A 13,693-nucleotide genomic window follows, 5' to 3' on the forward strand; every position below is an offset into this window, starting at 1 on the left:
AAAAGCGTTTAAACTCTTCTGGATTCAAATTTTTTACTTTTTCGTAAGTCATTGTTTTTCTGAGTGTTTTACTTTATTTTACATAATCAGTTCCTATTTTTGCAGGAGGTCTAATTGTTTCTCCTTGATCTACTGTACCAACTTCTGGACATTCAGCAATGTACATATTATCTTCTTTGTACAAAATAACAGTAAAGATGCGATTTTTCATGGTGTCTTATCATCTCCGGCTTACTCTGAAAATCATAACCTAACTGTTTCCTAATCGTTTGGTTAGAAAATAGTTAGGTTTCCTGATCATTGACCCAACTCACGCTTTTTGAAAAACTCTATAAGATATTAAGTTATTAGTACTTAATCTAATATTGTCCCACCTTCCTAGAATTGAGTGAGAAGATTGTGCAAAAACAGGCGTAGAGTTGATTAATCATTGAAATAAATTTGCCCCAATCAAACCGACTCGATGAACTGCTCGATGTCCGATTCTTACGAACCAAATTTGAGCATAGGTCAATCGGGCTAAAAGTTGATCGGAAGCTGTGAGGCTGTCTTTTGCTACTTCAAAAGCCCCTGTTTCGATATCTATGGCTACAATCTTCCCATGATTGCCTTCCTCGACTTGGTGGCGCACCTGAGATTCATAAATCTCTTTACCACGTCGAGCGAATTCTTCTTTGCTGTAGCGGAGTTGATTAACTGTCATTGTCCTGACCCCGTTGCCACTTTTGCCCCCCTATTTTAACCTCAACATTGGCAATCTTCGCTAACATTCCCCAACTGGGCCCACAAGAGCGGCATCGCACTTAGACTCACAACTTCAATCAATGTGCATGGTGCGTTCCCCAAAATCGATCGCTGGAGCGCCAGAAGTTGTCTTAGGGAACTCACCCTACCAGATTGCGATCGCACTACGAAGTGCCTTTGACATCGCAGTGCGTTATACCTTAGCTCTTCGCAGACGCAGTTCTCTGTAACTCTTCCCATCGAACTCCATGACGCAGGCTCGATCAAAAGAGCTTAGATACTCATTATTCATCAACTGCTCATGCGGGCGAAGCATACTTGCGCCGACGCTGCCATCTAAGACAAGTAAAAGCAATGCCTCATCAAATCCATCACGCCATTTCAGAATATTCCGTTCTTTGTCGTCAAGCGCATTCTGTATTAGTTCGTCTGTTGTTTCACCGACCCAAAAGCTATCTGTGTAACTCCAATGAGGGGGGTCATCCCCTTCAAGTCGCATTACGCGAACATAGTCGATTTCTTCAGGCCAATCCGGCCCCCACAACTTTTCAGCACACAAGGTGAAATAATCTCCAATTTTAGGATCATACTTCTCAACCAATTTCACTAGCATCTCAGCTATTTTTCTTTCTCGCCTTGCGATCAGGTCAGCATCACGATAACGGCTAAAGGATACCTGGACATCAATCCATTTGTCGCTACGCCTTGAATGAATGTGGGAACAAGTTTTAACTACAGATTCATATATGCCACGACGCTTACGGTCGCGACTGCCAGACCCCTCTTTCTCGTCATTGAATAGATTCCTGATTTCGATTCCAATCGTAATAGAATCAATTCTTGCTATGATATCGGGTCTTTCCAGGTGATCTGGCACGTGCAGTTCTGCGTAGTGGCTCAATCCTCCTGCATCACGAAATAGCTTGACTACGTTTAGCTCGTAAAGTTTTTGGCTTTCTCTGGTCATGGCTCTAATCGGTATAACTACATATTATAGGTCAACTTTCTGCACAACACTGTCCAGAGCAAAGATATGGGTCAACTTTCTGTATGTCACCCGGTCTTACAACACATATACTAATTTGTCAATAGGTAGTAATATTTAATCTGCTTATACTTCGAGTTTTGGTCTGAAAATGGGCGATCAATCCCACATTCCGCACCCTCAACTGTCACATAATACTAAATCGGTTGAGTAACGCACAGAAAACGGGTTTCTCGGAGAAACCCGTTTTCTGCTCATGCACTCATGCAAAAAGGGAGAATAAATAATCAGTCTTTAATAACCGGATTTAGGATTATTTAACCTTTAATCAAGGCTATCCCTGGGCCACCAATCTTCTATCACCTGCGCGATAGTATAGGGACAAAACTCTGGAAAAATGCTGAGGATTAAACCTGTTTGTTTGGCGGCTTCTCGACGCGCTCTGGTATATTCCTTGTCCAAAATTTCTGCGGGATAACTGCTTAAACTGGGACTATCCTCTAACTTACGACGAATTTGCGATCGCCCATCATTGATGGAATCCAGCCAACTATCGGAGCGCCGTTGGGGTTGATATTGCCACTTGAGGAGATGAAGCAAAATTCGCTCCATTTGAGAACCAATCGCACTGCGTTCACTTTTCCCCAAATCCTCGATTTCCTCGATTAAATGCTCCCAGTCAATGGCATCCCAGCGTTGTTCCCGCAAAAGTTGAGCCGTATCCCTGGCCCAAAGAATTAAATCGCAATCGTAGGTGGTTGGCATAACCGGTTCCCTGTTTTTCAAGCTTTTCGGGTGGGATTGTGGGGTTAATTCTGTTAAGTTAACGATCCGGCATTTTCTTAATGATAACTGATTACCGTTAACTTTGGATGATAGCAGTAGTTTACCTTACGATCGGATGTAGTGACTTGTTATGCCTCTTCAAAGGCACTCCACTCTATGCCTAGCTGTTTTATGGTTGCCTTAATTGTTCCAAACTTTAAGTCTTTACTACCCCAATCAGGAATTACTGCTACATTTTGATTAGAGAGATTCAGCCATTTTCTATGTGATCCTTTTGACTTTCTCTGTATTTCTTCACAGCCAAGCCTCCTCAGTTTTTGAGCTACTTCTTTGTATCTCATGCAGAAATAATTGCTTCTACTAGGGCCGGTGACTCCTGATTAAAGGCTTGCAAGTTGACTGGAAGTTTTTTGCCTAAATCTTGATAAGTTTCCAAAACTGCCTCAAAGGCATCCTTGGCATTTTCCAGAACCTCTTCCAAAGAATCCGCCTCTGTGATTAGTTCAGGTAGAAGAGGGCAAGTTACTGTAAATCCTCCTTCTGGTTGAGGAGTAAGCAAAAGTGGAAGTTTGTAGAACATAGGAGTAGATCTTGCATTTCCGTGTATGTCCCAATCTTATCATTAACTTTGGATGAGTCTAGCTATGTAACTCTGACTCTTTGCCTAACTACATATTATAGGTCAACTTTCGGTCTAACAATCTCCAGAGTAACGCTATAGGTCAACTTTCTGTATATCACTCCGTCCCGTAACAACATATATACTAATTTGTCAATAGATAGTAATATTTAATCTGCTTATACTTCGAGTTTTGGTCTGAAAATAGGCGCTCAATAGAGCAGCAATTATTCTAGGTTGGGTTGACCCAAGGAAACCCAACAAAGAGTAACCTTTGGGGTGGTTGGGTTGCGCTTTTTCAAGCGAATTGAGCTATTTTCGCCCCAGTCTTGTTTCGCTCAACTCAACGTATGAGGCGGTGCGCTCTGCTACGCAGTGCCTTTGGCATCGCACTATGAAGACTTAAAAGCTAAACTGAAACCGAGTTGAATACAGACTGCTTTCTCTATTTCTTCCCAATAAACGTCTTCTAAAACACCCTGTTTATTCTTAATTCTTTGAGAATCTACAGCCCTCATTTGACTTAAGTTGATGTGTCGATCTCCGTCTAGTCCATTCTGCACTGTCGGGGTAATATTGACAACAAAAGGATAAGTCTGGTTCTTCGGTTTGTGTTATGCAATGGACGGGGGGTATAAGGGATGGAACCCTTATATAGAAAGGCATTTGGCGATTTTTGTCAATTGTTTTTGTCTAGAGCGAACTAATCAATTAAGTCTCTTGCCAGATAAGGATTTAGTCGATTTATGCCCCCCTATCGAACCATACCAAGTAACGAAGAACCATAAGTCTTTTTCCCAGGCAACAATGGAGCAACTATTGTCGTTGTTCCATTTTGATTGCCAATATCGTTTTGTAAAATCAGGCAAGGGCGTTCTTTATCGGTTTCATAACCAACAACGGGTTTCAGATCGACCCACCAGATCTCTCCTCGCTTATAGGTTAGTCTTCCATTAGGCATTTAGACCATCGCCCACTGCAATATCCCAGACAGAAATTTCTTCTTGCATCTCTGGATCATTGGCCTGATCTTTATAAGCATCTTCTAGCTCTTTCATAAAAACCCTTTTCTTCTCTTGCCAGAGAACATCATTGATAAAGCGGCTACGATTGCTTGCTAGTCGATCTACAAAGTCCAAAACTTCGTCGTCTAAGGTTATGCTGACTTTCTTACTCATTGCCCTAAACTGCCCACGACAGCCCAGTAGGATTAGAGCATCATACTAACTAATCCTACATTAATTGTCAATGCCTGCCTCTGATCTGTAAGTAGATTGAATGTCTAACGGTTGAACTCACCCGCCGTCACTAACTTTGGATGATAGCAGTAGTTTAGCAATTATTTTAGGTTGGGTTGACCCAAGGAAACCCAACAAAGAGTAACCTTTGGGGTGGTTGGGTTGCGCTTTTTCAAGCGAATTGAGCTATTTTCGCCCCAGTATTGTTTCGCTCAACCCAACCCACGAGGCTTAGACTCACAGTTTCAATCCATGAGCATGGTGCGTTCCCCAAAATCGATCAGTGGAGCGGTAGAAGTTGCATTAGGGAACGCACCCTACAAGATTGCGATCGCACTGTCAGAGGTAAGGTCAAAAAGCCTGTGAACCCTGTATCAATAACAGCATCAATTACTTGCCTCTGTTTACTCTCATTGCTTACGACTAACCTAAGCCTCGCCTCGCAGTTTTGATCAACAATTCCGTTCATCATAAAGTTAAAGCAGACGACCTACGCCAAAGCGGTGAACGCCTTTATGTCCAATTCGGACACGCCAGATTTGAGCATCAGGGTTTCGTTCAAGCAATCGATTAGAAGCAGTTATTGTGTCATTGGCAAGCTCAAAAGCACCTGTTTCAATATCTATGGCTACAATCTTCCCATGATTGCCTTCCTCGACTTGGGGGCGCACCTGAGATTGATAAATCTCATTACCACGTCGGGCGAATTCTTCTTTGCTGTAGCGGAGTTGATTAACTGTCATTGTCCTGACCCCGTTGCAACTTTTGCCCCTCTATTTTAACCTAAACATTGGCAATCTTCGCTAACATTCCCCAACTGGGACCACAAAGGCTGCATCGCACTTAGACTCACAGCTTCAATCAATGTGCATGGTGCGTTCCCCAAAATCGATCGCTGAAGCGGTAGAAGTTGCCTTAGGGAACGCACCCTACAAGATTGCTAACCAATAACCTCAATGGTCCGGTGCATTGGGGTTGTTAGGTTCGCGATCGCCATGACTTTGGATCACGCCGACCATGAAAAATTGCGGTCACAACGACCCGACTTGAAATCACTCGATAGTAGACAGCATATGGGAATCGTCTGATGACTGCTCGTCGAATGTCCAGATAAACGATTGCATAAGACTCTGGCATCATGCCGATCTGATTGAGTAAGTCATCTACACAATCAATAAATTCATCACCCAAACCAGCTTGTTGACTCTCATACCAATCATAGGCATCGCTGAGGTCGTCACGGACTTCTGGACGAAATACCAGTACATACTTCATGCTTGCTTTCTGACTGATGCTTTCATCTCTTCCCAGGTGAGGACGTTATCGGGATCATTATTATGACCCTCAATCCGCTGATCGAGTTCGTGTTTTTGCGCCTCGGTTAAATCAGGATACACCTGTTCGACTGCAATACTGTCCCAAATCGCTTGAACCAGAAGGATTCTATCCTCAACACTTAAAGTTGTAATTTCATTTAGTGTAGCCGCGATATCCATACAGACAAGCTCCCGATTCAGATTGAGCGAGTAGTTCTAACAAGTTGTCATGGGTTCGGACTTGAAGCGTTAGTTTAGGCATACATAGTGATGACTCAAATACTAAGCGACCTGACTATATATTATAGGTCAACTTTCTGCATAACAGTCTCCAGAGTAACGATAGGGGTCAACTTTCTGTATGTCACCCCGCTCTACAACATATATAGTCATTTGTCAATAGGTAGTAATATTTAATCTGCTTATACTTCGAGTTTTGACCTGAAAATGGGCGATCAATAGTCGAGCGATCGAGAGATGGGAATGACCACGACTTTAGGGGATTATGCAAGGGTGAACAACTTATCAGCAGGTTTCCGGGGGGCTAAAACCATAATCTGGGAGATTCCGGGCATCTCCGCAAGTCAGCTAAGAGCCATTGACCCCAGAAAAAATCTTCAGAGCTATAACCACTATAACTAATAGCCGTTCCCCAATAACTGATCACTGAGAGACAGCTAAACTAAAAAGCCGTGCTAAAATCAGCATATCTAGGGTCGCTTGTGTAGGTGATGGATAGGCTATGTTTGAAAGATTTACGGAAAAAGCCATTAAAGTAATCATGCTCGCCCAAGAAGAAGCCCGCCGCCTTGGCCATAACTTCGTGGGAACAGAGCAGATTTTACTAGGACTAATTGGAGAGGGAACGGGAGTTGCCGCCAAAGTCCTCAAGTCCATGGGTGTCAATCTCAAAGATGCGCGCGTGGAGGTGGAGAAAATCATCGGTCGCGGTTCCGGATTCGTAGCCGTGGAAATTCCCTTCACCCCCAGAGCCAAAAGAGTTTTAGAACTCTCCCTCGAAGAAGCCCGTCAACTGGGCCATAACTATATTGGCACAGAACACCTCCTTTTAGGACTAATTCGCGAAGGGGAAGGTGTGGCCGCTAGGGTTCTGGAAAATCTCGGCGTGGATCTCTCGAAAGTTCGCACCCAAGTAATCAGAATGTTAGGGGAAACCGCCGAAGTGGCCGCCGGTTCATCTTCTCAAGGTCGCACTAAAACCCCCACTCTTGACGAATTCGGTTCCAATCTCACCCAAATGGCCAGCGAGGGTAAACTCGATCCCGTGGTCGGCCGACAAAAGGAAATCGAGCGCGTTATCCAAATTCTCGGTCGTCGTACCAAAAATAACCCAGTCCTAATCGGGGAACCGGGGGTAGGTAAAACAGCGATCGCAGAAGGATTGGCCCAACGCATCGCTAACAAGGATATTCCCGACATTCTCGAAGAAAAACGGGTTGTCACCCTCGATATCGGCTTGTTAGTGGCGGGAACCAAATATCGCGGCGAATTTGAGGAACGCCTCAAAAAAATCATGGACGAAATTCGCCAAGCGGGTAACGTCGTCCTTGTTATCGATGAAGTTCACACTCTCATCGGTGCCGGGGCAGCCGAAGGGGCGATCGATGCGGCCAATATTCTCAAACCAGCTTTGGCCCGGGGAGAACTGCAATGTATCGGGGCGACGACCTTGGATGAGTACCGCAAACATATCGAACGGGATGCGGCTCTAGAAAGACGTTTTCAACCGGTTATGGTCGGTGAACCCTCCGTAGAAGAAACGATCGAAATTCTCTACGGTCTCCGGGAACGCTACGAACAGCACCACAAATTAAAAATCTTAGATGAGGCCCTGGAAGCGGCGGCGAAATTGTCCGATCGCTACATTAGCGATCGCTTTTTACCGGACAAGGCGATCGATTTAATCGATGAAGCTGGTTCGAGAGTGCGCTTGATTAATTCCCAATTGCCCCCAGCAGCCAAGGAATTAGATAAAGAACTGCGGCAAATTCTCAAACAAAAAGATGACGCGGTGCGCGGTCAAGACTTCGAGAAAGCTGGGGAATTGCGCGATCGGGAAATGGAAATCAAAACCCAGATCCGGAATCTCGCTTCCACCAAAAAAGGCGAAGATGGCAACGATGAACCCTTTGTGGATGCCGAGGAAATCGCTCACATCGTCGCTTCTTGGACTGGGGTTCCCGTCAACAAACTGACCGAAACCGAATCCGAGAAACTGCTGCACATGGAAGATACCCTGCATCAGCGTCTCATCGGTCAAGAGGACGCAGTTAAAGCGGTGTCTCGCGCCATTCGTCGCGCTCGCGTCGGTCTGAAAAATCCCAACCGTCCGATTGCTTCCTTTATCTTCTCCGGTCCAACGGGGGTAGGTAAAACCGAGTTAACTAAAGCTCTGGCCGCTTATTTCTTTGGTTCCGAAGATGCGATGATCCGTCTCGATATGTCGGAATACATGGAACGGCACACGGTTTCTAAGTTAATCGGTTCGCCTCCGGGTTACGTTGGTTACAACGAAGGGGGACAATTAACGGAAGCGGTGCGTCGTCGTCCTTATACGGTGGTGCTATTCGACGAAATCGAAAAAGCTCACCCCGATGTCTTCAATATGCTTCTGCAAATCCTTGAAGATGGACGTTTGACCGATGCCAAAGGTCGCACGGTGGACTTTAAAAATACCCTGTTGATCATGACCTCGAACATCGGTTCTAAAGTGATCGAGAAGGGTGGCGGTGGTTTAGGTTTCGAGTTTGCCGATAATCAAGCCGAAGCCCAGTATAATCGCATTCGATCGCTGGTTAATGAGGAATTAAAACAGTATTTCCGCCCTGAATTCCTCAACCGTCTTGATGAGATTATTGTCTTCCGTCAACTCAATAAGGAAGAAGTCAAGGAAATCGCCGAAATCCTGCTCAAGGATGTGTTTAAACGTCTGACAGAACAAAATATTACTTTGTCTGTTACTGATAAGTTTAAAGAACGCTTGATCGAGGAAGGTTATAATCCGGCCTACGGCGCTCGTCCCTTACGTCGTGCGATTATGCGTCTATTGGAAGATGTTCTGGCTGAGGAAATTCTCTCCGGACGGGTTTCTGATGGGGATACTGCCATGGTCGATATCGATGAGGAAGGTAAGGTGAAAGTTATTTCGGGGGAAAGACGCGAGTTAATCGCTCCCGTGATCGAATAACTTCTCACTGGAATTAGTTAAATAAAAGGTGGGCTTTTTGCTCACCTTTTCTCGTAAAGATAGGGGGAAAAAGTGCGATGAAAGTCTGGGTTGTGGGTTGTGTTTTGTTATTTTTGTTGGTAGAATTTTATCAATGGGCTAAGGGGTTTATTTTGCCTTTACCTCTCTATATTTTTGCTGGAGCTTTATTATCGATCGCTTCTAATTATTCTCAAGATATGAGCAATTTATTTGCTAGAAATGAACAGGTTTATCAAACTGCTAGTTTAAGTGATGTTCCTCCTATTTTGACGGCAGAAACCGCAATTACCAGCCTAGAAGCGGCAGCATCGGAGGATAGTAAAAAGCGGTGTCGCTGAATCAAGACATGAAGACTAAATTGTGCCTCCTATCCACAAGTTACCTTAGTGCTAGGTTTTAAAAATTGCCGAGAGGACAATTGATACTTAAAATCAGCAACGCCCGATAACTTTTCAAACAGATTCTAAAAATAGATGATCATGAAAACAGTCACAAAAGTAGCTCTTATTGCCCTACTCTGGATAACAATAATCAATCCTGCCAACTTACCTCCAGATACCGATGTTAGGCTAAAAATGGCCCATGCCCTGTGGACAGGAACTGAGGAAGTTTCTTTACCCCCAAATTATCGTCCTTCCTCTCGATTAGACCGTGTTGGTGTTTTAGGAGTAGATGGAAAACGATATGAACATTATGATATGGGACAATCTTTATTAATGTTGCCAGCAGATTGGATTGGCACTCAACTCTCTAAAGTTTTTCCTAGTATTAAGCCTTATTTATTAAGAGAATTTGCGGTTAGTTTTCTTGTAGTTATCCCTCTAAATGTATTAGTTGTTATCTCCTGTTATTGGTTACTTAGACTATTTGATTTTCAGGAGAAAATTGCGGCATCTGCCAGCTTGATTTGGTTGCTAGGTACTACCGTTCTCCACTATGCACAAACTTTTCAACAAAATAATCCAGTCCTACTTTGTGTAATTTTAGGTTATGCTTGTGCTTTGGCTTATATTAAAACTAACAAAGTACCCTATGTTTTTTTGAGTGGATTGGCAATCGGAGCAGCTATTATAATTCGCTCCACAACTATCATTTATGCTCTAACAGTTTTTGGGTTTCTAATTAGCTGTCTAATTTATAAAAATTTCCAGCTGAATCAAATCTTTAAGACGGTCATACTCTGGAACTTCGGCTTATTTCCCTTCTTTTTTATGAGTAGATTATTTAATTACTTACGCTTTGGGGATTTTTGGACAACGGGAACATCGTTACTCATGGAGCAAATACGCAATGGAGCAATCTTTTCAGGGTTGCCAGAATTGCCCCCTAATTATCCTCTCATACACCCTCCCTACGTTGGTATTCTCGGCGTTCTCTTCTCACCAGCTAAAAGTATATTTATTTACGACCCCCTTCTTTTACCGTGTTTAGTATTGGGGATTATTTTATTTAACAAATTAACACCTTATATACGAATATATTTTATTTCCTCAATTTTTGCACTTGTCTTTCATATTATCTTAACCAGCAAACTGGATTTCTGGCATGGAGATGGTTCTTGGGCTGCTCGTTATCACGTTACCTCAGTTCAGCTACTACTTCTCCCCTTAATAGCTTTGCTAATCTTACAGATGTTATCGGTTAATCGACTCAAACGATGGTTAATTAGCAGCTTGGTTGTTCTTGCCATTTTGGTTCAATTTGCTTCTCTTGTCTTTGACCCTAGTGTAAATAGTGGTGTGGTCAACTTTGCAGAACCAAAAAGTTTTTTGAGGTTTCGTTTAGGTGAACGTATCGACAGTGTTAGTTGCTTAATTGGTCTTTCTCGATCCCAAAGTTGCTTAACTGAGGAAAAGTACAGTAAGTCTGATCTCGCTGGTAGAAAGTACAGTAAGTCCGATCTCGCCAGTAGGGTGTATTTCTGGCCTCTTAAATCCAACAAAGCGCAAGGATTGCTCTGGAAGATTTGGGGATTCCTCTTGATCACAGCTTTGATCAGCACTCTACTTTTCCTGGTGATTGGGTAGTAGTGATGGAGACTTAATACCTTGCTTGTCCCTTACGTCGTGCGATTATGCGTCTATTGGAAGATGTTCTGGCTGAGGAAATTCTCTCCGGACGGGTTTCTGATGGGGATACGGCCATGGTCGATATCGACGAAGAAGGTAAGGTGAAAGTTATTTCCGGTGAAAGACGTGAGTTAATCGCTCCCGTGATTGAATAACTTCTCACTGGAATTAGTTAAATAAAGGGTGGGCTTTTTGCTCACCTTTTCTCGTAAAAATAGGGAAAAAGTGCGATGAAAGTTTGGGTTGTGGGCTGTGTTTTCTTATTTTTGTTGGTGGAATTTTATCAGTGGGCAAAGGGTTTTATTTTACCGTTACCTCTCTATATTTTTGCCGGAGCTTTGCTATCGATCGCTTCTAATTATTCTCAAGATATGAGCAATTTATTTGCTAGAAATGAACAGGTTTATCAAACTGCTAGTTTAAGTGATATTCCTGACATTTTGACGGCAGAAACCCCAATTACCAGCCTAGAAGCGGCAGCAGCGGAGGATAGTAAAAAGCTATCAAATTAGCTAGTATCATAACTAACCTGAGTTCGGTATCAGCCGAAACCCTAATTTTACCGTAGCCGGTCAGCCCTATTCTTTCCTAGAATTCATGGCAAAACCTCCTTAACCCGAACTGAAGTTATCTACTCCCCGCGCAACTACCGAACCGGGTTTTTTGCATCGAGAATACATGAAGCATCTAAGAGGATAATATTTTTTGATTCGACAACCGAACAACTCTTGCTTAACTGGGATAAAACGAGGGGGGTTCCCGCTTGCAGTCTTTCTACCGCATCAGAAGTTACCGATCCAAAGGATTGAAGGCCAACTTTATCGATTGGGTAGTCTGGGGAAAAAGCGGAGCGATCGAGTAACCAAAAACGAATGTTATTTTTCTGGATAAAGTTCTGCACGGCAGTCAGATCGGGACTATATTGGGCCTCGATCAAGTCGATATATCTTTGGCGAAGTTTTTCATAGAATAACAAGTTATAGGGTTCTAAGGAGTCTCGGTGGACAAACACGGGACGCAGGGCAAAGGAGGGAATATTATCACCCTCTAGGGAGAGAGAAGCCACGAGACTATCTTTCGGCTGTTTAGCTAAAAACTGATAAAGCTCCGGTTCTTTTCCCGTAATATAGCTAACTTTTGGGAAAAAATAGTATTTTTTCAGAGAGAGCGGATACAGTAGTGCGGATACCGCAATAACGATGAGCATTATATAGGTTAAAAAAACTCTCGATAAGCAAACTTCTCTTGCGGGAAGTGTTTTTTTTCTATCTCTTCCGACAAAATAAACTAATCCTAATACTTGGATGACCATCAGTCCAGTCAGCAAGAGCGAGCGAGTTCGATTGAAATAAAGAATCGGCAGGTAGGAATAAATCATTGCTACTTGAAGTAGGAGAAAGATAATGATGGTTATTCCACTTGCTATAGTCTTTTTAGCCCCCCATTCTAACAGTTTATCGATCAGCATCGATAAAGCGATTCCCCCCGCAATAGCGAAAACTATCCTTAGGCTATGTTCCGTGTATCTTTGCGGTAAATATAGCTTGAAGAGGACAGCGTGAGAGATTAGATAAAAGGCGATCGAGGAAAGCAAAATTTGTGGCAGGATAAATCGTGCGCTCGTGATTCGTTCCACTAGAGAAAAATGGGAGCGATAATAGAGGATAATCGGCAAGGCTAGTCCGAGTAGAATTTGAGGTGGTAAGAGGAAAAATTTTCTCTTGAAGGGGTTAAAAATACACCAATCTCTCGGGAAAAAACCGCTATAATCATTACAGGTCCAAAAGGTCAGCGGCTCTCGATGAAAAAATCCGATTTTACCATCTTGTCCGAACTCTGACAAATTTCGAGCTTCCGCCAGAGAAACCATGGCTCCATAGTCACTACTTTTGAAAAGATATGTCAGTAAGATTAAAAATACAACCAGCAAGCTGACTATACAAAAAACAATCTCTTTTCGGTCTGTAGTCAAACGCAATCTTTGGTTATTCCAGGAGAAGAGACGGAGAACTAAGACTCCAGAAGCAACCAGAACCGAAGGAGGGTAAAAGAAAGCCAGTAAAATTAAAGAGAGTAAACAAGGAATCGTGGAAGAGCGAAGTAAGTAATAGATAAAGGCCAGAAAAAGAGGGTATAAAAAGCCTCTTGGGGTACCGGAACCTAAATCATCTTTTAACCACAGATTTTGATTGAGAAATAGTGTAGAGATAAATCCAGCCAAAGGTACGGGCAGAATTTGTAGGGAGACTCGATAGCAATAAATGGTAGATATTAAACCTAGGGCGATCGGTACGAGCTTATTAAAAACTATGGCGTTTATCCCCACCATTGACATCAATTTATAAAGACTCGCGAGACCCGAAGGAGTCAACCATTGATAATAGTTCATCAGGAAATCATCGGGAAAAAGCTCTGAATCAGAGAAGCGCATCATCCAAACGATAATACGGCGTGCGTCATCCTGAATACTGTACTCGCTACCGAAAGCGATTTGTAAGAATAAGATACTGTACAAAATAGAGAATACGATGCTGAGACTGAACCAGAAGGTTCTGGAAAGCATCAATTCTCTTAGAGGAGTTAAATCTAAAAAATAAGCTTTTACGCATTTAAGTTACATTGACAGCATTACCCTTATTTTTAAGTTTTCTACTCCATTTAATAATCAATCCCCCTTCATTTAAAAGCTGATTGACTACTTTTTCCA

Annotated in this window: 15 protein-coding genes and 4 pseudogenes; 5 read left to right on the plus strand and 14 right to left on the minus strand. The window is 43.0% G+C overall.

The genetic code is table 11. The features are described from left to right. Positions 1–112: 112 nt before the first annotated feature. From H6F92_RS11980 to H6F92_RS12035, 13 genes and pseudogenes are all read right to left on the minus strand, one after another. A pseudogene (locus tag H6F92_RS11980) lies at positions 113–211 on the minus strand (type II toxin-antitoxin system HicB family antitoxin); the annotation flags it as partial. 216 nt (positions 212–427) lie between these two features. Then, on the minus strand, positions 428–703 hold the full coding sequence (locus H6F92_RS11985; protein ID WP_190358007.1) for a hypothetical protein: 276 nt from the start codon (positions 701–703) through the stop codon (positions 428–430). Between the two features lie 234 nt (positions 704–937). Next, positions 938–1,711, minus strand: coding sequence for a hypothetical protein (locus H6F92_RS11990; RefSeq protein ID WP_190358008.1), 774 nt, complete (start codon positions 1,709–1,711; stop codon positions 938–940). Positions 1,712–2,053: 342 nt separating this feature from the next. Next, entirely contained in the window at positions 2,054–2,494 is a 441-nt protein-coding gene (locus tag H6F92_RS11995; RefSeq protein WP_190358009.1) for a DUF29 domain-containing protein, read from the minus strand. A 149-nt stretch (positions 2,495–2,643) separates the two neighbouring features. Next, positions 2,644–2,856: a type II toxin-antitoxin system HicA family toxin gene (locus tag H6F92_RS12000; RefSeq protein ID WP_190358010.1), complete on the minus strand. Its 213-nt coding sequence runs from the start codon at positions 2,854–2,856 to the stop codon at positions 2,644–2,646. Further along, the gene (locus H6F92_RS12005; protein ID WP_016515139.1) at positions 2,853–3,095 is read right to left on the minus strand and encodes a type II toxin-antitoxin system HicB family antitoxin; all 243 of its coding nucleotides are present in this window, start codon (positions 3,093–3,095) and stop codon (positions 2,853–2,855) included. Before H6F92_RS12005 ends, H6F92_RS12000 begins: the two co-directional genes overlap by 4 nt. Before the next feature lie 431 nt (positions 3,096–3,526). Next, positions 3,527–3,742, minus strand: a pseudogene (locus H6F92_RS12010) (type II toxin-antitoxin system PemK/MazF family toxin); the annotation flags it as partial. A 146-nt stretch (positions 3,743–3,888) separates the two neighbouring features. Further along, the gene (locus H6F92_RS12015) at positions 3,889–4,095 is read right to left on the minus strand and encodes a type II toxin-antitoxin system PemK/MazF family toxin (RefSeq protein ID WP_242030108.1); all 207 of its coding nucleotides are present in this window, start codon (positions 4,093–4,095) and stop codon (positions 3,889–3,891) included. After that, positions 4,088–4,312, minus strand: coding sequence for a type II toxin-antitoxin system MazE family antitoxin (gene mazE / locus H6F92_RS12020; RefSeq protein WP_190358011.1), 225 nt, complete (start codon positions 4,310–4,312; stop codon positions 4,088–4,090). The genes H6F92_RS12015 and mazE overlap by 8 nt, the downstream gene beginning before the upstream one ends. 394 nt (positions 4,313–4,706) lie before the next feature. After that, positions 4,707–4,844, minus strand: a pseudogene (locus H6F92_RS26775) (clan AA aspartic protease); the annotation flags it as partial. Between the two features lie 4 nt (positions 4,845–4,848). Then, positions 4,849–5,115, minus strand: coding sequence for a hypothetical protein (locus tag H6F92_RS12025; RefSeq protein ID WP_002733164.1), 267 nt, complete (start codon positions 5,113–5,115; stop codon positions 4,849–4,851). Positions 5,116–5,350: 235 nt separating this feature from the next. Further along, a complete protein-coding gene (locus H6F92_RS12030; protein ID WP_052275568.1) occupies positions 5,351–5,647 on the minus strand; it encodes a type II toxin-antitoxin system RelE/ParE family toxin in 297 nt (98 codons plus the stop codon). Continuing rightward, on the minus strand, positions 5,644–5,868 hold the full coding sequence (locus tag H6F92_RS12035; protein ID WP_008199613.1) for an addiction module protein: 225 nt from the start codon (positions 5,866–5,868) through the stop codon (positions 5,644–5,646). The genes H6F92_RS12030 and H6F92_RS12035 overlap by 4 nt, the downstream gene beginning before the upstream one ends. A gap of 562 nt (positions 5,869–6,430) precedes the next feature. Between H6F92_RS12035 and H6F92_RS12040 the strand changes: the two genes are divergently transcribed. From H6F92_RS12040 to H6F92_RS12060, 5 genes and pseudogenes are all read left to right on the plus strand, one after another. Next, positions 6,431–8,896: an ATP-dependent Clp protease ATP-binding subunit gene (locus tag H6F92_RS12040; RefSeq protein WP_002732350.1), complete on the plus strand. Its 2,466-nt coding sequence runs from the start codon at positions 6,431–6,433 to the stop codon at positions 8,894–8,896. 77 nt (positions 8,897–8,973) lie between these two features. Then, complete coding sequence (locus tag H6F92_RS12045) at positions 8,974–9,255, plus strand: hypothetical protein (protein ID WP_190358012.1); 282 nt, start codon at positions 8,974–8,976, stop codon at positions 9,253–9,255. A gap of 141 nt (positions 9,256–9,396) precedes the next feature. After that, on the plus strand, positions 9,397–10,944 hold the full coding sequence (locus tag H6F92_RS12050) for a glycosyltransferase family 39 protein (protein WP_190358013.1): 1,548 nt from the start codon (positions 9,397–9,399) through the stop codon (positions 10,942–10,944). Between the two features lie 17 nt (positions 10,945–10,961). Then, positions 10,962–11,141, plus strand: a pseudogene (locus H6F92_RS12055) (hypothetical protein); the annotation flags it as partial. Positions 11,142–11,216: 75 nt separating this feature from the next. Beyond that, complete coding sequence (locus H6F92_RS12060; protein ID WP_190358014.1) at positions 11,217–11,498, plus strand: hypothetical protein; 282 nt, start codon at positions 11,217–11,219, stop codon at positions 11,496–11,498. A 134-nt stretch (positions 11,499–11,632) separates the two neighbouring features. On the opposite strand, the gene H6F92_RS12065 is transcribed toward H6F92_RS12060, so the two are convergent. Then, complete coding sequence (locus H6F92_RS12065) at positions 11,633–13,549, minus strand: hypothetical protein (protein ID WP_190358015.1); 1,917 nt, start codon at positions 13,547–13,549, stop codon at positions 11,633–11,635. Positions 13,550–13,693: the final 144 nt, after the last annotated feature.

Origin of the sequence: Microcystis wesenbergii FACHB-1317, assembly GCF_014696875.1 — a bacterium.
GTDB lineage: Bacteria > Cyanobacteriota > Cyanobacteriia > Cyanobacteriales > Microcystaceae > Microcystis > Microcystis wesenbergii_A.